Origin of the sequence: Kiloniella sp. (assembly GCF_048270245.1) — a bacterium.
Classification (GTDB): domain Bacteria; phylum Pseudomonadota; class Alphaproteobacteria; order Kiloniellales; family Kiloniellaceae; genus Kiloniella.
This window is the reverse complement of record NZ_JBLWTH010000010.1, coordinates 1-20,581: the sequence shown is the minus strand read 5'-3', so window position 1 is coordinate 20,581 and position 20,581 is coordinate 1. Positions and strand designations below refer to the sequence as shown.

General features: G+C 46.9%; 18 protein-coding genes. 10 read left to right on the top strand and 8 right to left on the bottom strand.

Annotated elements, in window-relative coordinates; genetic code table 11:
• Positions 1 to 53: 53 nt before the first annotated feature.
• Together nirK and ACN0W5_RS17505 are read right to left on the bottom strand one after the other, a co-directional pair.
• Positions 54 to 1,262 (bottom strand): copper-containing nitrite reductase, encoded by a 1,209-nt coding sequence (nirK, locus tag ACN0W5_RS17510; protein WP_417455373.1) that lies wholly within the window; start codon positions 1,260 to 1,262, stop codon positions 54 to 56.
• A 330-nt stretch (positions 1,263 to 1,592) separates the two neighbouring features.
• Positions 1,593 to 2,438, bottom strand: coding sequence for a hypothetical protein (locus ACN0W5_RS17505; protein WP_417455372.1), 846 nt, complete (start codon positions 2,436 to 2,438; stop codon positions 1,593 to 1,595).
• Between the two features lie 255 nt (positions 2,439 to 2,693).
• Here ACN0W5_RS17505 and ACN0W5_RS17500 point away from each other — a divergent pair, with 255 nt between their 5' ends.
• The 5 genes from ACN0W5_RS17500 to ACN0W5_RS17480 all read left to right on the top strand — a co-directional run bounded on the left by ACN0W5_RS17500 (position 2,694) and on the right by ACN0W5_RS17480 (position 8,973).
• Positions 2,694 to 3,149, top strand: a complete 456-nt coding sequence (locus ACN0W5_RS17500; RefSeq protein WP_299381537.1) for a c-type cytochrome — start codon at positions 2,694 to 2,696, stop codon at positions 3,147 to 3,149.
• Positions 3,150 to 3,165: 16 nt separating this feature from the next.
• Positions 3,166 to 4,512, top strand: a complete 1,347-nt coding sequence (locus tag ACN0W5_RS17495; protein WP_417455371.1) for a cbb3-type cytochrome c oxidase subunit I — start codon at positions 3,166 to 3,168, stop codon at positions 4,510 to 4,512.
• Between the two features lie 100 nt (positions 4,513 to 4,612).
• On the top strand, positions 4,613 to 5,395 hold the full coding sequence (locus ACN0W5_RS17490) for a CbbQ/NirQ/NorQ/GpvN family protein (RefSeq protein WP_299381531.1): 783 nt from the start codon (positions 4,613 to 4,615) through the stop codon (positions 5,393 to 5,395).
• A gap of 70 nt (positions 5,396 to 5,465) precedes the next feature.
• Positions 5,466 to 7,454 (top strand): nitric oxide reductase activation protein NorD, encoded by a 1,989-nt coding sequence (locus tag ACN0W5_RS17485; protein ID WP_417455370.1) that lies wholly within the window; start codon positions 5,466 to 5,468, stop codon positions 7,452 to 7,454.
• A gap of 133 nt (positions 7,455 to 7,587) precedes the next feature.
• Entirely contained in the window at positions 7,588 to 8,973 is a 1,386-nt protein-coding gene (locus ACN0W5_RS17480; RefSeq protein ID WP_417455369.1) for a hypothetical protein, read from the top strand.
• Between the two features lie 136 nt (positions 8,974 to 9,109).
• On the opposite strand, the gene ACN0W5_RS17475 is transcribed toward ACN0W5_RS17480, so the two are convergent.
• The 6 genes from ACN0W5_RS17475 to ACN0W5_RS17450 form a co-directional block, all read right to left on the bottom strand.
• The gene (locus tag ACN0W5_RS17475; protein WP_417455368.1) at positions 9,110 to 10,477 is read right to left on the bottom strand and encodes a tryptophanase; all 1,368 of its coding nucleotides are present in this window, start codon (positions 10,475 to 10,477) and stop codon (positions 9,110 to 9,112) included.
• Positions 10,478 to 10,784: 307 nt separating this feature from the next.
• Positions 10,785 to 11,858: a D-alanine--D-alanine ligase family protein gene (locus tag ACN0W5_RS17470; RefSeq protein ID WP_417455367.1), complete on the bottom strand. Its 1,074-nt coding sequence runs from the start codon at positions 11,856 to 11,858 to the stop codon at positions 10,785 to 10,787.
• Positions 11,859 to 12,089: 231 nt separating this feature from the next.
• The gene (locus tag ACN0W5_RS17465) at positions 12,090 to 12,884 is read right to left on the bottom strand and encodes a hypothetical protein (protein WP_417455366.1); all 795 of its coding nucleotides are present in this window, start codon (positions 12,882 to 12,884) and stop codon (positions 12,090 to 12,092) included.
• 111 nt (positions 12,885 to 12,995) lie between these two features.
• A complete protein-coding gene (locus ACN0W5_RS17460) occupies positions 12,996 to 13,205 on the bottom strand; it encodes a cold-shock protein (protein ID WP_417455365.1) in 210 nt (69 codons plus the stop codon).
• A gap of 282 nt (positions 13,206 to 13,487) precedes the next feature.
• Positions 13,488 to 14,549, bottom strand: coding sequence for a TIGR04552 family protein (locus ACN0W5_RS17455; RefSeq protein WP_417455363.1), 1,062 nt, complete (start codon positions 14,547 to 14,549; stop codon positions 13,488 to 13,490).
• Positions 14,550 to 14,999: 450 nt separating this feature from the next.
• Positions 15,000 to 15,566, bottom strand: a complete 567-nt coding sequence (locus ACN0W5_RS17450) for a 2OG-Fe(II) oxygenase (protein ID WP_417455362.1) — start codon at positions 15,564 to 15,566, stop codon at positions 15,000 to 15,002.
• Between the two features lie 328 nt (positions 15,567 to 15,894).
• Here ACN0W5_RS17450 and ACN0W5_RS17445 point away from each other — a divergent pair, with 328 nt between their 5' ends.
• The 5 genes from ACN0W5_RS17445 to ACN0W5_RS17425 all read left to right on the top strand — a co-directional run.
• Positions 15,895 to 17,430 carry a multicopper oxidase domain-containing protein gene (locus ACN0W5_RS17445; RefSeq protein WP_417455360.1) on the top strand — a complete coding sequence of 512 codons (1,536 nt, stop codon included), beginning with the start codon at positions 15,895 to 15,897 and terminating at the stop codon, positions 17,428 to 17,430.
• Positions 17,431 to 17,458: 28 nt separating this feature from the next.
• A complete protein-coding gene (locus ACN0W5_RS17440) occupies positions 17,459 to 17,797 on the top strand; it encodes a c-type cytochrome (protein WP_417455359.1) in 339 nt (112 codons plus the stop codon).
• Positions 17,794 to 18,513: a phytochelatin synthase family protein gene (locus ACN0W5_RS17435; RefSeq protein ID WP_417455358.1), complete on the top strand. Its 720-nt coding sequence runs from the start codon at positions 17,794 to 17,796 to the stop codon at positions 18,511 to 18,513. Before ACN0W5_RS17440 ends, ACN0W5_RS17435 begins: the two co-directional genes overlap by 4 nt.
• 96 nt (positions 18,514 to 18,609) lie before the next feature.
• Positions 18,610 to 19,086, top strand: coding sequence for a hypothetical protein (locus tag ACN0W5_RS17430; protein WP_417455357.1), 477 nt, complete (start codon positions 18,610 to 18,612; stop codon positions 19,084 to 19,086).
• On the top strand, positions 19,086 to 20,581 hold a 1,496-nt coding region (locus ACN0W5_RS17425), incomplete at its 3' end, for an FAD-dependent oxidoreductase (protein WP_417455356.1). The genes ACN0W5_RS17430 and ACN0W5_RS17425, both read left to right, overlap by 1 nt.

Sequence of the window (20,581 nt, the reverse complement as noted above, 5' to 3'; positions counted from 1 at the left end):
AAATATCTGGGTAAATCAGCGCCAAGCCACTCTTGGCTTATGCCAAACTTTGCTTAGGCAGTCTCGTCCCCTTTCTTGATTTGCTTCATCAAATCATCGTTCCACTCGCCCTCAACCACCATGTGGGCGACAGCACCAAGTTCAGTTGCTTCAATCAGGTTGTGATTGACATAGGCATAAACACCCGGTTGTTCGAACTCGTAATGAAAGGCCCCTGCGGAACCGCCACGGATGATCGCGGTTTCATGTCCGCGTCCGGGAACATCACTAAAAGACCCAGCTTCCCAAGAGAAATTCCAGTGTCCGCCGATCAGGTGCGGGCGACAGTCTCTATTTGCCTGGGAATGGATAAAGAGAACCTTTTCACCAACCTTGGCCGTCATCGCCCCTTCACCCGTCAGCGCACCGACTTTACCGTTAAAGACCTCATGTGTCGGGATCAAACCCCGGGCAACTTCCATAACTTCAGAAAAATCTTCACCAGCTTCAGAGAACTTCATATAGTTGCCGTTTTCATCTTTTGGTACGTAGAAGTCCTGTTCGCCGATGTAATACATTTTATCATAGGTGATTGGATTACCGCGCCCATCTGTCAGGCCATCACGGGGCAGAACAACAACCGCGCCATTCATTCCCTTGATTACATGGTAAGGGATCATAGATCCGCCCGGTGCACAGTGATATACAAAGGCCCCCGGTTTTGTCGCTTTCCAGCGCAGGATAGCTGTCTCACCCGGTAACACGTGGGTCAAGCCACCACCGCCCAAAGCACCCGTTGCAGCGTGGAAATCAACATTGTGCTCCATCGCGCTGGTTTCGGGGTTCTCCATTGTGACTTCCACATAATCCCCTTCGTGAACAACGATCAAAGGGCCAGGAACACTGCCGTTGAACGTCAGCGCAATCGTCTCTGCCTCGTCATCAAGTTTCCAGGGCATTTCTTTGACAGTCAAAGTAACCTCAACTACTTTGGGCCCACCTTTCGCCACCTGATCATGTTTTGGTGCAAAGGGCGGAGCGACCATTTTCTGTTTTACGCGTGGTAGCTTTGCAATTTCTGCTTCGCTTAGAGATGCTGATACCTTAACTTCTGCGCTCGCAACCTGATCGTATTCCGGCTCTGTTTGTGGCTTCACTGTCAAACCAGAGGCGCTGGCCTGACCAGCAAGTGTAATCGCGCCCAAAGCAGCACCCGTTGAAGCTAGTGTTGTGCCCCGCAAAAAGCTGCGACGATCCATTGTTTTATCGTTATTTTTTTCCATGATCTTGCTCCTAGATAAGGTTCCGTTCTCTGCCAGAACTCTTGTGACCCCTTAGGTTTACAGGAAGGGATAGGCCTCTTTCGCGAGCCGTCCTAATATCAACTCACGACCAAGAATTAATCCAAATTTCCTATCAGTGATTTGACTTTGAGCAAGAAGAATGGGCTGGATCGCTTTTCACAAAATCCCGAAAGACTAAACATTTGTTTTTAAAAAGATAATTTAAAAATGGTACATTTTGACGCAGTCACCAAATTATATTTGGAGTCTTAAAAATTGTCATTATTCGTAGGGAAACATGCATCAGAAAGATGCACTAGCGTGTGAATATTACGGTCGGTACAGGTACTTTTTGTAGCTGTCATCTATCCCCTCTAAAAAGGGATTTTCGATTTCAAAAAAGCGACGGGACTTTAAATTTACAAAATCAATACTGGGTCCATAGTATTGCTGCCACAGACTATGCAAAGAGCCATCTTCATAGGCCATAACAAGCCCCTTATACACCCTTTTGGCCGCTTCTTTATTTTTCTTTGAAGTAAAGAAGAAACGAGGCAGCGGATAATACAATAAAACGTGCTCGTCATAGGTAAGGCCCGGAATATGCTGATATGTCGTCCATTCGGCCAAAAGCTCATTTACTCCACGTAAAAATAGATCAGAACGACCATTCGCAACAATCTTGAACATCCCATCATACGAGCCTGCGGTTTCAACATTAAAGCCATTTGACCTGAGTATTTGGGTATCTAACCAGCCAAGCCCTTGAACAACCGTATGTTTCTTTAAATCACCCAACGTCTTTACAGATTGCAACAAATTTTTCTTCGCGACGAAAGCAGCCCTATATCCAGCAATTCCAAGGTCGACAGGAAAAGGAACAGCTTCAAGTTCGGACAAGCTTTTCTTGGAAACGGAATCTCTGACGAAAAAATTTTCATACGCCTCTCGCCTCACATCAACTAACGAACGTTTCATTGTTGAGCTGGGGGGCGCTAGCTTTAGAATATAGGGGCCATATCCTGCCTCTGTCTTTTGCAAAGAAAGCTCAAACACCTTTCTGACGTATTCCTGTCTTTGGTCACCATCGCTTTCTGGCGCACGTGTTGTAAAAACCGTCTGCGCTTGCACATAACTGGCATAACTACAAAAAAATAAAATAATGAGCCACTTCATGGCATCGCCACCTAATCCCCTAAACATCTGATTAATATAGAATGAGAGTTAATAAGTGATTTATTAAGTAGATATGTTTTTTCCTCTAATAAATTCATAAAAATTTCCCTACTAAAAAGACACAGGCACCATCTACTCACTTGACCAACGTCAAATCAAAAGATGCAGCGTGAATGTATCTATAGGTTTGGTGGAAAGATTGATGACAGTCAGTCGCGATCTTTTGCATCTGTCTAGCAAGTTGGGAGATCCATTATGAATGAGCGCTTATCAATCAGCGCCGCCCGGAACATCTTCTACGGAGGGACAATTTTCTTTGCCGTGATCTTTATAGGTCTCGTCATCCACTCGGTGAATTACGCAACTGATCCTGAAACATCAAATGCGGAAGACATCAACGAGCAAGTTGCCCTTGGTAAAGAAGTATGGGAACGGCATTCCTGTATTAACTGTCACAGCCTTCTTGGCGAAGGTGCCTATTTCGCACCGGAACTCGGGAACGTTTGGGCACGCCGTGGGGGCGAAGAAGATGCTGAAAGTGCTGCTGACTACATCAAGGAATGGATGAAGTCACAGCCAACAGGTGTCGAAGGCCGCCGCCAAATGCCGAACTTTGACCTCAATGAAGAGGAATTGGACGCCCTTGTCGAATTCTTCAAGTGGACCAACGGGATCAATACCCAAAATTGGCCACCAAACGAAGAAGGGTGAGCCGGGGGACTATCTTATGAAATATCAAACTCAAAAAGTCGCACTCTACTATTTTGTCGGTGCACTCGTTTTATTCCTTTCCCAAGTAACCTTTGGGGCCTTGGCAGGGGCTGTTTATGTGTGGCCAAATCTTTTGGCTGAAACACTCCCCTTTAATATCATTCGTATGATCCATACCAACAGTCTGATTGTCTGGTTGCTGATGGGCTTTATGGGGGCAGCCTATTATCTGGTCCCCGAAGAAGCAGAAACAGAAATTTACAGCCCTTTCCTTGCAAAGTTGCAGTTCTGGCTATTTCTGGGGGGCGGTGCCGCAGCAATCATAGGCTACATTTTCGGCGTTCACGGCGGACGTGAGTTCCTTGAACAACCCCTATGGATCAAAATTGCCATTGTCGGCGTGATGTTGATCTTCCTCTTTAATCTCAGCATGACTGTGCTTAAGGGCAGGAAGACAGCTGTCTCCATGATCCTCGTGATCGGCTTGTGGATGGTTGCCCTTCTCTTCCTTTTTGCCTTCTACAATCCCGTCAACCTCGTCCTCGACAAGGTATTCTGGTGGTTCGTGGTCCATCTGTGGGTTGAAGGTGTCTGGGAGCTTATCATGGCGTCTATCCTTGCCTTCTTGATGATCAAGATGACAGGTGTTGACCGTGAGATTGTTGAAAAATGGCTTTATCTGATTGTCAGTCTGGCACTTTTCACTGGGTTGCTGGGAACAGGTCACCACTATTACTGGATAGGGACACCGGGTTACTGGCAGTGGATCGGATCTGTCTTTTCAACATTGGAAGTCGCTCCATTCTTTGCCATGGTTCTCTTTACCTTCTATATGGTCTGGAAAGGTGGTCGGAAACATCCAAATCACGCCGCTATTCTCTGGGCACTTGGTTGTTCCGTGTTTGCGTTCTTTGGTGCCGGCGTCTGGGGCTTTCTCCATACCCTTGCCAACGTGAACTACTACACCCACGGTACTCAGGTTACGGCGGCCCATGGTCACCTCGCTTTCTATGGTGCCTATGTCATGGTCAACTTGGCGATTATCACCTATGCCTTGCCAAAACTACTGGGCAGAGAACCTTACAACCAGACACTTAACATGTGGGGCTTTTGGATCTGTTCTTCCGGGGTTGCCTTCATGACTTTTACCCTGACTTTTGCCGGGGTTATCCAGTCTCACGTCCAGCGTTTTCTGGGTGAGTCCTATATGGATGTACAGGATCAGATGATGTTCTTCTATCAACTGCGACTTGGTTCTGGTCTGGTCGTTGTCATTGGTGCGTTTATCATTGTCTATGCCCTTCTTGTTCCAAGAAAAGAAGAGCAACAGGCAAATGCGACAGCACAACAACCTGCTGAATAACAGCGTTGTTCATGGCATTGGGGCTCGGATGTTCGAGCCCCAATCAGCCCCTTAAAAATAAAAATTATTCGTTACTTCATTTTTTAAACAGGTGTTTGTTATGGCACAGTCACAACCTTATTATGAACCAACGGCAAATGAGTGCCTTCTTTTTGAACAGGCTTTCAAAAACAAGCTTCCCCTGTTGCTCAAAGGACCAACGGGGTGTGGTAAAACGCGTTTTGTCAGCCATATGGCTCATCAAATCGGCGTGCCACTTCACACTGTTTCCTGTCACGATGATCTTTCAGCTTCTGATCTGACCGGACGTTACCTTCTCAAGGGCGGCGATACTGTTTGGACAGATGGCCCCCTAACCAAAGCAGTCCGTGAAGGCGGTATCTGTTATCTGGATGAAGTGGTCGAAGCACGCAAAGACGTCGCCGTCGTCCTTCACCCTCTTACCGATGATCGACGGTTACTGCCTTTGGAACGGACTGGCGAGATGTTGGAAGCGCCAGATGATTTTATGCTCGTGGTTTCTTATAACCCCGGGTACCAAAACATGATGAAAAGCCTCAAGCCCAGTACACGACAACGCTTTATCGCTGCTGAATTTGACTTTCCAGATGCCCAAACTGAAACACGCATTGTGTCAACCGAAAGCGGCCTTGACCCGGATCGAACCATGGGCCTTGTCCGGCTTGCCCGCAAGCTTCGCGATATGAAGGGACAAGATCTGGAAGAAGGCGTATCAACCCGTCTTCTGGTCTATTGCGCAACTCTGATACAGGCGGGGTTAAGCTATGACGAAGCTATCCGCCACGCTATGATTGAACCTTTAACAGACGAATACGACGTCAAACAGGGTTTGGAAGAAGTGGTGCGGGTCAGCTTCGGATAACTGAATGTCATCACCTCCAAGTTTTCCAAGTTTGTACGAATAAATACAGAGCAAAGCAGGACGTCACACCATGGGCATAATGGAACTGATAGAGGTAGAAGAGTTTGTTGGCCGACAATGGCACAAGCTTATTGCCAACGCAGAAAGCTACCCTTCTTTTGCCGATCAGGCTGTGATCCTTGATGACGTAAAGGTTCTGCTGAGCGTTTTTTTTCGTGCTTTGGGGGGCGAAAATGCCATTGAGATTGCGGCGAGTGGCAATGAAAAATCCAGCCACCGCCTTTCTTTTCGTCAAAAATTGGGCATAGATATTGAAAAGCTATCCCGCCCGACACTTGATGGGCGGACCATGATGCTGCCGGACCAAATTGCCCTTTTTCCTCAACGGTCTCTCAACAGAGATCTCTATCTCTGGCTGGCTGCTTTCTTTTCCCAACATCAAAACGAAAAGCCCGTTGATGCCAGCAATCCATTGTTAGCTGATATCCTTTTTATTCGCCAAACGTATCAAGTGACACAATTTATTTTGGACGAATTGCCAGGCCTTCAGAAAGTCTATGGAACACTATGTCATAACCTGCTAGAGCTACGCCCCAAGCGAGATTACCTGCCCGATCAGGAAAAAGCCCTTGAAGATGTGATTCTTTACTTGCTGGCACAAAACTCAAAAAGGCAAGGGTTAGAAAACCGGACCACGACTTTTACTGATCGATCCAAGCTGTATCTTGCAATTATACAATGCCCATCTTTGAGCAATCTGGACCTCAGCGGTTTTGAGCAAGCTAAACAAAATTATCGTCCCTTCCTACCTATCCCTTTATGGGGGGAAGTTATCCCGACTGCCAGTGCCAATAGTTCTTCCGAAACCGAAAGCGGTGGCGGCGCGAACAAACAATCCCGGGATAATAAAAAGCGCCGCGCAGAACGCCAAGAACTGGACCAGACACAAAAAGGTGATGGTTTTTTTGTCAGCGTTTACGACAAGCTCATGGCCGTGTCTGATGTAATCAACCTCGACAGAAATATCAAAGAAGACGAAGAAGAAGACGCGCTGGAAACAGCCGATGATATAGACCGTATCACCCTGAGCAATCACGAAGAAAAAGTTGCGACCCAGATCAAAATGGATCTGGATTTACCAGCGAACGAGCTGGATGAAAGCCGGATTGAAGCAAAACGAACGGTTCACGAATGGCACTATCGCAAGAATACCTTTTTACCAGACTATTGCGCTATTACCATGCGCGAAGCATCGGACGAAGATACAGGCTGGGAACTGGGCAAGGAAGCTGGCAAACGTATCCGTCTGGTCCGTCGACAGTTTGAAGCCTTTAGAAATGATCGTAAACTTTTACGCTCACAACCCGAAGGCAATGACCTTGATATCGAAGCTCTGGTTCGAGCACGTGGAGACTTAAAGGCAAGCGGTATCTGTTCTGATCGAATTTATCTCAATACGCGAAAGATTGATCGTGATATTGCCGTTTCTATTTTGATGGATGTTTCTCTTTCAACAGACAGTTGGCTGGATGATCGTCGCGTGATTGATGTGGAAAAAGAATCCCTTGCTATTCTTGCGAACGGATTGGATGCCGCAGGTGATGATCTGTCCATTCATACCTTTACCTCTCGCAAACGTCACTATATCCGTCTGGATCGGGTTAAGGGTTTTGACGAACCGCTGAATGATAAAGTCATGCAACGCATTGGTGCGTTGAAACCGGGCTATTATACCCGTATTGGTGCCGCTATCAGGGTTATGGGCGAAGAACTTGAAAATCGTCCCAACAAACAGAAACTCATGCTGGTTCTAACTGACGGTAAGCCCAACGATGTCGACCATTACGAAGGTCGCTACGGTATTGAAGACGCCAGAAAAGCAGTTCAGGAATGTCGTCGTAAAGGTATCACAGTCTTTGGTGTCACCATCGATCAAGAGGCCAAAGACTATTTCCCGACAATCTTTGGTCGAGGAGCCTATCACATCGTTGGTAATGCGGCCCGGCTCTCGCAGGCTCTACCAAAAATCTATCGCCAATTGGTAAATGCGGCAAATTAATATAAAATTTTCAGAGATTTTTTGGTAAATTCGAAACAATAAATCAAAATAAAGCTAGAAAAGACAATCCATTAACTTTATTTCATCATTCAGGTGCTACCTTTACGCGGGTTTCTTGAATATGGAAGATTTTATGGCTACCTCTTTGCCATCGCTACAACGCTTTGCGCGGTTAAATAGTAATTCAGATAAAACCGAAGTTCGCGAGGTTGTGGCTGCCGTTATCGATGACCTGCGCACAACGGTTAAGAACACCATTGATCCAGCAGCAGCGCGCAGATCCATCGCTGACCTTCTGGACTTTTTAAACAGTCTCAAATCGACCGTCCATCCGGGCCGTGTAGAGCTTGCGCAATCCATTTCACAAAAGATAATTCCCGAGCTTTATCAAAAGGATGAGCCAACGGAATACGACGACTATGAATATCTGCGGGCAGAGTATTTACTGGTCAATCACATCAGCAGTAAAATTGCAGATAATCTTTCGATAATACGCGGTGAAGTTTCAGCCCATCCCGGGTACAGAAAAGGGCGTCGAGAGTTTCCCGTTCACCCCTTGTGTATCTATGCCAACTTGTACGCATCTGGCATCCGAGACCTTATAATCAAGCTCGTCACACAGCGATTTCGTAACAAGAAAATCCAAACCACCATCTATGAGCCTTTGACCAGAGACGTCATTGGGGTTGGAAAAAATCATGAATCTTTTTTCGAAGATAATGTGATTTACATTGATGAACAGGTTACGAAGCTTCTGGATTGGGGGATAGCAGCCGAGCAAAGCATGGCCGAAAAAAAATCTGAAAGCTCCAGTTCAGGTACCAATTCTGCCGCACAGGATTTCACGCCCGAGGAACTATTGGTTCAAAAAGTACGCGACAAACTGAAAGTTCATTCAGAAATCAACGAATACTTTCTACCACAAACGGCTGGATTTGTATTAATCAAACAGCTTTACACCCTCAACAAAGGGCGTTTCTTGCACTCGGTCAAAGAAATCCAGAACGCAACCAAGTATGGCAATGATCACAGCCAAACCGTCCTGCAAATCGATCAGATCGTGAATGAAACCGAAGATCTGGAATTTGATATTATCGCCCTGTCTGCCCATGCGGTTGGCGACGAGCAAAGCATGCTTTCTTACAAAGCGTTACAAGACATCTGTATCGGATCGGCCCGAAGCCGCGACGCGATGCTCGAAGCCCGCCCGCTGATCGCAGCAGAACTCGGCCGCCAACCTATTCACATGGCAAAACAGATTATTGCTGAAACTCAGAATAAAGTTGGTAACATCCCAAAAATAGAAGAGATGTTGGAAAATTTCCGCGAAATGATCCGCCGTCTCAACCAAAAAAGATTTGAGCCAGAAATAAATACCTGTGCCAGTATGATGTTGCCATACAAAAGCCTGAAACCCATCGTCAAGTGGCTACAAAACGAAGGCGCCGAGGAAGGTACCTTCTTCTTGCGTATGCAACAGGTTCAAATCACCCTCAAGAAAAAATGGAATATTGTCTAGTTGCCATCAGTTACGTGATTTAAGAACCCAGTAGCATACACAATATTATAAGTATCGGCGTCAAGGAAGCTGGCAGAGATAACGATTATCACCTCTGCCAAGCTTATTCACACTATATTTTCACCTTTGACCCTACCTAAGACAACGGCTCAAAACTGGCGGTAAAGTGACGCAGAATTTTGGGCTCTTTGGTAATGCGATATCCCGGCAAGGTATCTTTTATGGCCGAAAGCTCTTCAAAAACCTCGATCATATAATCCGCGTGGGATTGCGTATAAACCCGTCGCGGAATAGCCAAACGCACCAGATCCATAGCTGCGGGCTTTTCCGTTCCATCAGGGGCACGCCCAAACATGACCGTGCCAATCTCGCACCCTCGGATGCCCCCCTGTTCATACAGAGCACAGGCGACGGCCTGTCCGGGGTATTGTAGCGGTGCGATATGCGACATCCAGCGCCGAGCATCAACAAAGACCGCATGACCACCCGCAGGTTTTACCACAGGTACACCCAATGCATCTAACCGTTCACCGATATATTCGTTGGTACGAATGCGATAGCGCAGATAGTTCTCATCAACAATCTCGATCAACCCTTGCGCAATCGCATCCAGATCCCGCCCAGCAAGACCGCCATAGGTGGGGAAACCTTCGGTCATGATCAGACGCGCACGACATTTCTCGGCCAATTCATCATCATTAAGCCCAAGCCAGCCACCGATGTTGGCAAAAGCATCTTTTTTTGCCGACATGGTCATGCCGTCTGCAAGGGCAAAACAGTCGCGGACAATTTCTTTGATTGTCCGTTCGCCCTGCCCCGCTTCACGCTGTTGAATAAACCAGGCGTTTTCGGCAAAGCGACAGCCATCAATGATAAAGGGTTTGCCAAAACGCTTGGCCAGCGCAGCCGTACCGCGGATATTTTCCAAGGATACGGGTTGCCCACCCCCGGCATTATTGGTGATGGTCAGCATCACACAAGGTACTTTATCGCCATACTCTCCAAGATAGCCTTCCAGCTTATCCAGATCCATATTTCCCTTAAAGGGATGGATCAACGCCGGATCTTTCCCTTCGGCAATGACAAGATCCGTGGCTTCGGCCCCACTGTTCTCAATATTTCCCCGTGTAGTATCAAAGTGGGTATTCGATGGAATGTACTTCCCTTCGCCCCCCAGAATAGAGAATAGGATCGCCTCGGCCGCACGCCCCTGATGCGTCGGAATAATGTGTTTAAAATCCATCAAATCCCGCACAGCAGCTTCAAAGCGATAGAATGATGGCGAGCCAGCATAACATTCGTCCCCACCCATCAGGGCGGACCACTGTTGTGATGACATGGCCGATGTTCCACTGTCGGTCAAAAGATCAATCAACACATCGTCAGAATGCAATTTAAAGAGGTTATATTCAGCCTGTTTCAACAATTCACGCCGTTCTTCGGGCGTGGTCATGCGAATAGGTTCAACAGATTTAATACGAAAGGGTTCTATTATGGTCTTCATCAAAAGGGTTCTCCGCTTTCGCCCCTTTTAGATGCTTTACTCCGCACAAAAATGTACAGAAAAGATAAAGACCGTATCCAATCGGGGCAAAGCGCCGCGGTTGCCTGCTGCTCATCAGCCTGCCGCGCTCAGCGCCCAAATTCATACCCTATAAAATTAACTGGTTTGAAAAAATCTTGCAAGCGGGAAGTGAGATTTACCCCCCGAATGAAATTGTCATTATTCTATCTTCGCCCTAGTACACCACCCTACTGTAGAATTAGCCTTAGGCACGCAAAAAAATCAACGAAGCAAGAAGGGATGAAGCTCAAACTGCCGGCATCGGATACGCACGATTCAGAGCCAACTCCACGATTTTCCTCGCAACATCGAAATGGGTTATAGCTGGCATATCATTTTGCATTCCGCTTTTTGTGTTATAAAGAATGCACGCGCGCGGGAAATAACTGCTATCAGGTGTCATCCCCGGCACCAGATTGGCTTCTATAAAATACGGTTGACCAAGAGCATTTAATTTAACATCAATGCGCCCGAAGTCCTGCGCCCCGAGAATAGAAAAAGCCTTGCCGACAAGTTGTCTGATTTCGGACAACAGCGGCTCTTCTACAAGTTCAAGAATTTCCTCATTTTTCTTTTTGGCTGCACATCCCAACGTACGATCACCCTTACAATTTTCCGGAGAAATAATTTCAAGTGGCATAACCATTCTCGTTGCTTCATTTTTATTATCCCAAACCGCAACCGTAAATTCCCGCCCCGGCAAAAGTTCTTCAACGAGAACCTTCGTCCCAAAAGCTAAAAACAGCTCAGCAACTTTTTGTTGATAGTTTTCAAAATCCCGAACAATTGAATTCTCATCAATCCCATTGCCGTTTGCAGCATCAAGAGGTTTAATAAACAGCGGAAATGGCAACGGCAAATGATCTTCGCTCTGAAATTGCTCGGGGTGAGCCAGAAAGAACTTTGCCGTTGCAATACCATGGTTCAACAAAACTGTTTTTGCCTTGCTTTTGTTCGAATCAAATTCCAGCGTTTCACGATCTGACCCGGTAAAGGCAATACCGTGCGCTGCAAAGTATTCTGAAAACCATATTTTTGGAAAGCCACCCATTGCAGGCAGATACTTACTACATAAAACAACAAGATCAGGTCTTTCCCCCGCAACGAGGTCAAGCGATGCCTTTGTTGAAACTTCGTGGAACGTGACCCGCTGATAACTTTCCATCAAGGCTTCATAAAAGGCTTTGCACGTATCAACTGAACCAAATCCCGTTTCTTTATTTCCTTCGGTATTTGTTGCAACAACGGCAATGTAGCGATCTATTTTAGGATCACATGCAATAGAGGTTAATTCCTGGGCATCCGTGCCAATCAGCTTCATGATTTTTTTACCCGATCATGCCCTATGATCTTTATGAAAGTGCATTCAATAGACACGCACTGAGCAATAGACATGGGCGAGGCAACAGATAAGAACGAGGATTTTTCCTGACAAAAATTTTGCGAAAAATTAGGACCTACGTGTTGGCTCTTAACAGATTGATTTATCATCTGAAAATTCCTGATAATATGATTTTGGAATAACAACTGGGATTAAGGACAAACAACACGCCTAAGGCATGACACATTGCTCTCCATTTTTTTCAAATGGACGGTCACACTCCCAATTAGTACCGAAATAACCTAGGTGGGCGTTTGACGGTACAATAATGGGAAAACACAATCCTTCTTTGGCCTGATATCCACGTTTACATTTCCACCCGCCATCAAAATAATCACCGGTCAGATATGCATGCTCTGGAACCTTGACCGCCTGACAATTATTACCCGTCGGGATAAACCCGCGGCGACATTCCCAACCTTTTCCGTATGAAGAATATGTCAGGAAGGCATTAGGAGGCGCTGAAATCATCTGGCACGCATCCCCAGCCTTACGAAATGGAAACTCACACTCCCAAGCATTCCCCTGGCGTGTTAAAAAAGCATTTTCCGGTACATAAACAGCTTCACATACGCCGCTGTTGTTATTTCGAAACCCGCGATCGCATCGCCATCCACGACCAAATGCTTCAAGATAAGCATTTTCTGGGATAACAATTGCCTTACATAACAAACCTGTTTCATGAAAGCCTCTGCTACATCTCCACCCCTGCCCATAAGACTGTCTAGTCAAATAACCATTTTCAGGCACAGTGATCGCAACACAGTTTTCATCCTTCTTTCGAAAGCCGCTTTTGCACTCCCAACCTTCGGCATATGAACTAGCCTTTGCATTGTCAGGTATCATTGATTGCGCAAAGGCGCCGTGCTGAAACACAAAGCCAAACACCAAAATAATAAACGCGATAAAAATTTTGGATAGAGCTGCATAATAAAGGCATCCACATCTAATCAAATGAATACGCATATCTGAACCCCAAAGCCGGAATCTTAGAAATCCAGCCCTGAAACTCAGGTTAGCATCGGAGAGAGAGAATAACTCTCTCCGATTATGACAAATAGTCTGGATAAAGCCTGTTTAATCAGCCTCGATAGTATGGACAGCGACTTTCCCGCTATCAGGATCGGTATGTGTATCAAATTTGACTTTTTGCCCCTGTGCCAAGCTTTTCATATCGGCACGCGAAAGCGCAGAAAGCAAAACACGTACATCTTTTTCGCCATTGTCAGGCTTGATATAGCCAAAGCCGCGTTCCGCATTATAGAATTTAACTGTACCGTTAATCATTTTATTTCCCATTTTTGAAGCAGTGAAAATCACTCTCGAGCTCATGCACGAAAGTTTAGTGAATTATTCAATTTTCAGAATTTTTCAGAAACACACTTCAGGGACCAATGCACAACCGTATACATTACCTTTCAAGGCCACAAGGCTTGCTTAGCCATGAGTATATGGTGATGATATAAATAATTACAATTAGATACAGCTATTTATCTTTCATACGTCTTTTTAGATACTCTGAATTTTTACCTTTATTGTAAACAGACTGACAACGTCCCAAGAAAATCACTAACGATTAATTTTGCGGCAGAGGCTCCCCAGCACACGATGTCGGGCTGATCTGACTTGGCGCTGTTTATATTGTTCGTGCGACGCTTCACCATTGCGATTAGCCTGATAGCTTTCTTCGTCCTGAATCTGAATTTCATAGGGGAAATAAAAACGACGCGGGCTCCCGTCTGTGTCCCTTAACTTGATGCGCTGACGACAAGTGAATTGCAAAGCACGATAGCTATCGCCGCTAAAGACATTATCTGTCATGCGCCCCACTTCCTTGGGATACTGCATTTCCTCTAGATCGACGCTTACCTGTGCCAAATCCTCAACGCCTTTCCAGCGTTCTTCGACCCAATCCACATCAATCAGCGTATTGCGAGAGCGGGATGGTTTTATATTGGCAAACATCACCACATTCTGATTACGCAAATAGCAAAGGACCCGCAAAGCATCCAGCGGATAGCGGGTCACCATGCGAATACCTATCCAGTCAAAAATATCAGCGGCAACGTTCTCAACCTTGTGTAACAGCTTGAGTACCGCAGATTTCCGGGATTTAGACGCACGGCTTTCATAGGATACGAGCTCTATATCTCCAATAAATATGCCATTGGATGTATAGCGAATGTGCTGCTCAAAGCGGTTAAAAATCTGATCTTGAATTTGCCCGTGATAATTTTCATTAAAAAATGACCCACAGTGGGCATAGGTATGCATCACACGCAACAAAGCGCAGCTCCACCGTGAACGTGTTGTTGCCTCAGGCTCAGACACCCACATCAGTAGATGCAATATATTTTCTTGATTGCGTACTTCCGGCAAGATTTCCTCGCCATCTTCCAGCAACATGTCTTCGATAAAATCAATTGCTTCCAGACGGATAGATTCAATCTCCTGTCGATCTTCCAGATGATCATAGTCATAGCCATAACATTCAAGAAAGGCTTCGGCCTCTTCCAGTGATGTGACCTGTAATCGAGGGGAATCAATAATGGACTGACCATTCAGCACCGTCTTTAAGGATGCGCCAGCCCAGAGTTTGAGTTCTTCATTCATTAAATCAGTATTTCCCATTTGTATCTTACCCGGATATCACACTGGGTAAGGACGGGTGGGGCAAAACAAACTGACGATACAAGCAAACTAGTATTTAAAATACCGATGCTTACAAGCGGATACTGCTCTAGCCGATACTCTGGCAAATGAAAGCTAAATAATGATTAAGTTTGCCTGTCAGAATAAAATCATCCTGTAAGATTTGCTCGAAATGATATCCTTCACTGCCTCACCAATGAAAAGGTGTAGGGTTAAACGTCCGGTCAAGACCTTTAATCTATCTGGTAATCTATCTGGTAATCTATCTGGTAATCTATCTGGTAATCTATCTGGTAATCTATCTGGTTTAGAAGAAACATTCTTCAAGCAAGGAGCGGATCAAAACCCTGTGAGCAACCCCGCCAGAAATCGAACAATCAAATTTTCAAAGAATTAAATCTAAAGGGGCTGGCTATCTAAAGGGGTTGGCTATCTAAAGGCTGGCCCATGTACCCACGCCACCAAGGCATAGCGTGTGCCTTTTGTCACCGGACGCACCTGATGCTGTAGAAAGCTAGAGAAAATTACAGCTGTTCCCTGATCTTTTGGGGCTACCCAGTCCTTACCTTCGTTATCCACACTCAATTCACCACCGTTATAACTTGCGCCATGACTGAGTTGTATCGATATCGATAACTTACGACTGACCGTAGAACCTGATGCGCCAATATCCATATGTGCACCATAATGCCCGGCTGGTGCTTTGGCGTCTTCAGGCGCATCATACCGGATCACCTGTACACCTTCTTTGAAATCTTCCAGATCAAACTGAAACCAGTCCTGATTAACTCGCGATACCAATCCGGCAAGCTTTTTGAAAACCCAAGACGTTTCATCCGTATCATCCAGCCACAAATAGCTGCATTCACGAAGTGTGCTTTTCACCCCGCCAGCCAATTTGGCCTCAGCCACATCGGATGAGGCCTCAAACAAACCAATCAGCTGCTGACATTCCTTGGGGGACAATACTTTTTCCCTCACACAGGGACGGGTCATCTTCATAGTAACCAAGGCTCACAAAATTTAAATAAACGTGCAGTCCTGTTGTGGGTATAGCCCTCGATAAATACAAGAAAAAAAATTTAAAAAGCAATTGTATGTTTCTGCTGATCGGTGCATCCTCTGAAAAAAAATAATGATCTATTTCAGGGTACTAAGTAAAAACTGTAACAACTTATAATTACAAAACACAAAATAACTTCAAATAGAAGAATATAAAAATAAAAACGAAGAACAACGATTGTCGGCAGAGTTGTGATATGCTGCAAGCGTTAACGACACATTAGTATTTTTCGCCTCAATATGGTGTTGTCAGGGGAATTAAATGAAAAAAATAAAACGGCGAACGTTTTTGAAAGGGGCTGCCGCCCTTTCAGCTGGTGGTATCGTGCTCAAGGGTATCACGGACAGCGGTTTCAGTTACGCACAGGAAGTTCATGCCAGTAGCTCGCCACTGGGAATTTCTGACGATCTACCCAATCCACCCGAACTAAGATCTGTGGACGGCCAGCTCCGCGCCCAAATTTATATGAGCTATAACAAGGTTGAGCTGCCCAGTGGCGCCGCACTGTTGCGAAACTTCAACAACAGCCTGCCTGGTCCGACCCTGCGAATTGATCCCGGTGATACGCTCGAACTGGCATTCGAAAACCGTATGCCAGAAAACGCGCCAGATCAACCGACAGAAGTCAACATTCCAAATCACTTCAATACCACAAACATGCACTATCACGGGTTTCACGTCAGTCCCAAAGGCAACAGCGATAACGTCTATCTGAATATCGAACCGGATCAGAAGTTTAACTATGTTGTTGAAGTACCCGATGATCATCCCGCAGGGAGTTACTGGTATCATCCGCACCGCCACGGATCAGTCTCTGCACAGGTTGCGTCTGGTGCTGCGGGTATGGCTGTCATCACGGGTACATTGGATGATGTGCCGGAAATCAAAGAAGCCGTCGAACGTGTTCTGGTCATTCAGGCACCGATCCCCGGAGTGGATGGCATATTGGATGCCGAAGACCCGATCTGGCCGCTTGATGCGGAACGCGACTTTCTGGTGAACGGCGAATACAAGCCTCGAATTTATATCCGCGAGGGCGAAGTTCAACGCTGGCGCATTCTACACGCAGGCGACGCACAATTCTTCCCCTTTAAAATAGACGGGCTTGAGATTTACGAGATCGGGCGCGATGGCAACCCGATGCCAAAGGCCCAGCGTCGCGAAGAAATTCATATGGCGCCAGGAAACCGTGTTGATGTTTTGGTCAAAGGTATCAAAACAGGTGCTTATGAATTACGGCGTCCCCAGTTTAATCAAGGGAAGGATCCGCTTCCCGCAGTCGAACTTGCCAATATATTTGTCATCCCAAAAGACGACCCCCGTGTTCCAGCGGGAACACCTTTTGGCAAGAACATTCCCCAAGGCGACCTGCCCAAAAACCGGATACTTACCGATATCACCGATGATGAACTGACAGGACATCGCAAGATTGTTCTCGGCGTCGAGGATGTAAAAGGCTTTTTTGACGACACACTTTTCACCATTAACGGTGAACCCTTTGATCCGCGTCGGGATGACGTGGTTACCAAATTAGGGGCTGTTGAAGAATGGACCTTGATCAATACCACGCCCTATCCGCACCCGATCCATATTCATGTGAATCCTTTCCAGGTGAGATCGATCAATGGTGTCCCTGACCCGGACAAACCGTGGATGGATACCATAGGCGTGCCCGCCGCTGGCTCTGTAACATTCCGCACCCGTTTTCTTGATTTCTCAGGTCGCTATGTCATGCACTGCCACATCCTTCCCCACGAGGATACGGGCATGATGATTAATGTGAATATCGAAGCCTAGATCCGCGCAACGAACTGGATAACTGAACATGACGAAATTACACACAATTTACGCCACCAGTGCCCTTTTGGTTGGCGGCATATTCCTATCACAGGCAGCAATGGCCGATACGTCATCGCCGCCCCCTACTCCCATCCCCGCATCGGGTTCGCAATGCCTTTCCTGTCACGGTGAAGATGGTCGCCCTGCCTTGGCTGATGTGCCGATCATCGCCGGGCAACAACCCATCTATCTGGCCAATGCGCTACGCCATTATAAAAACGGACAGCGCACAGGCGGACAGGCCCTCGTAATGCAAGAGATGGTCAAAGACCTCACTGACAAAGATATTGAAGAACTCGCAAAATGGTTTGGAGAACAAAAATGAGAACGTTCCTATTAAATACAGTTGCCGCAGCAACACTTGTTACTCTGTCCCTGACCGGTATCGTACAGGCTGACAGTTCTGCCAAGGCTGATAACAACATTTACCTGACCTCGCCCGAGGGGGAGCAACTGTTCCGTGATGCAGAGATCCTGACTGATTACCTAAAACTGGCGAGTTATCTGGAAAGCGAACATATCCTGACATTCTGTGGTCCGGCGTCTATTGCCGGGGTTATGAACTCATTGGATATCGAGCGCCCACAACCGCCAGAGCTTTACCCTTGGCCGCTTTTTACCCAGGTGTCGATCTTTACGCCTGAAAACCAAAAGGTAAAATCCTATGCCATGGTTGAACACGAGGGGCTGGAACTGCCACAACTGGCGCAGTTTTTCATTAATCTGGGGGCAAAGGCTGAGTTTAAACACGCTGATGAGTTCGATGAAAACTGGCTGCGCGAAACCATCACCAAGACACTCGCCGACCCAAACAAGCGCTTTGTCGCCAACTATTCGCGCAAACCCATCGGTCAAGTCGGTGGGGGACATATTTCACCCGTAGCAGCCTATGACGCAGATACAGATCGTGTTCTGGTGATGGACGTTGCTCGCTACAAATACCCGCCTGTGTGGTTGACGATTGCTGAACTCTACGCCGCAATGATGGACAAGGATTCCACATCCAATCGTGCCCGTGGTGCCGTCATCGTCAGCCAATAGATCGGCCTTTGGAATAGCTTCTGGGCATCAAATCCATCGGATCGCAAAGAACCCAAAAAAAAGAAGACCTATCAAGAGGTCGTCAGGAGAAGTCATATGAAACTAAGCAGACGCTCTTTACTGGCTTCTGCTGCGCTGATCCCCTTGGCTGGACAGGCACAGGCATTAAGTCTGGGGTCAGGTTCGCGGGTATTTAGCGAAGCAGTTCGTCAGATTGGTGGTGTGGTTGATATCGCCGATCATATGGTCCGTGCAGTCGAGACAGAATTCCTCGCCGTCTATGGACAGGACGCCATGAATACCTTCATACAGCTGGTTGACGGGCGGTCGATTACCGAGGCCCTGATCAATGCCAGCGATGACTTCAAGGAACAAACAAAGCTGATTGCCCGGGTGCTTTACACTGGGGAAATCACGCGCACGGATGATAAAGGCAACAGTACGACAACGGTTCCTTACTACCCTTGGTCCTTAGCCTGGTCATCCCTTGCCTTTGCAAAGGCCCCCGGTATTTGTGGGGGACCAAAGTTTGGGCACTGGACGCACGGTCCTCTTCAAGGGGGAGAAATGTAATGACTGAAGAAAACAAAATGAACGCTGATGTCGTTATCATTGGTGCTGGTATGGCCGGGGCGCATCTGGCCCGATCCTTACGCGAAAAAGGCATTGATGTTCTGATCTTGGAAGCAGGCGACAGACGTCCGCGCGGTGACTTCCTCAAGGTGTTTTACGAAAACCCTGTCAAAGGCCCGCAAGCCCCCTATCCAAGTATTCCATCAGCACCTCACCCAGAAGACAACGGTTATGCTGACTTTTACGTACAGGACAAAGACACCCTAAAAGAAAACCTCTTTATCGGGGCATATCTACGCATATTTGGCGGGACCACATGGCACTGGACAGGTTTCGCAGATCGCCTGCGCCCGGCAGACTTTCGTATGAAAAGCTTATACGGCGTCGCAGAGGACTGGCCCATTGATTATGAGCTGCTAGAACCTTTTTATGAGGTTGCGGAAAAACGCTGGGGTGTTGCGGGTGACCCCAATCACGTTTGGGGTGCGCCACGAAAAACGCCATACCAAATGCCCCCTATTCCCGAAACCTATCTGGATAAACAGGTCACCAAAGCACTGGCCAAGATGGGCTTACATTCGGCGATTTTCTCTCATGCCCGTAATTCTGTGATCTATGACAATCGTCCAGTTTGCTGTGGCAACAATACCTGTGTGCCAATCTGCCCTATCGGCGCCAAATACGACGCCTCTGTGGATGCCCAAAAGGCCGAAGAAGAAGGCGCACGCGTAGAAGTCAACGCCCTTGTGACCTTTATGGAAGTTGATAAAAATCAGAAGATCACCCGCGTCAAAGTCCAAAAGCCTGATGGATCAACCTTCTGGGTTGGTGGCAAGGCCTTTGCTCTTTGTGGCCACGCCATCGAAAACCCAAGGCTTCTGCTTAATTCAAAACAGGAAACAGCCAGTAAAGGTGTTGCCAATTCATCTGATTCTGTAGGGCGTTATCTGCTTACACAGGCCAATCAGGACACCACCGGATTTACACCTGATCCTGTCTTTCCCTATCGCGGGCCACAGCAGACATCCGGTCTGGTAGAACGCCGTGATGGTGAGTTCAGAAGCAAGATGGCCGCCATCGGGACATCCTTTATGAACAACGGCTGGTCAGGAAACAGTGATGCCATCAACATGGCCCACGATCTGATTGATCAAGGCGTCATCGGGGCAGATCTATCAAAACAGATTAACGAGAGAGTTTCCCGTCATTTACGTTTAAATTCCTCGGCAGAGGTTTTACCGGATCGAAACAACCGTCTAGAGCTTTCTGATCAAATGGATACAGCTGGCATTCCCAAGCCCAAGATTACCTTCAAGATGGACGACTATACCAAAGAAGGCCTCAAGGTCGGTCTGGACATCAATCTCGAAGTCTTCAAGAACATGGGCGCGACAGAGGTCAAACACAACGACCCTTACCTGTCCAATGCCATTATTGGCGGCACAACACGTATGGGCACCGATGTCAAAACCTCTGTGGTCAATGCCGATCTGGT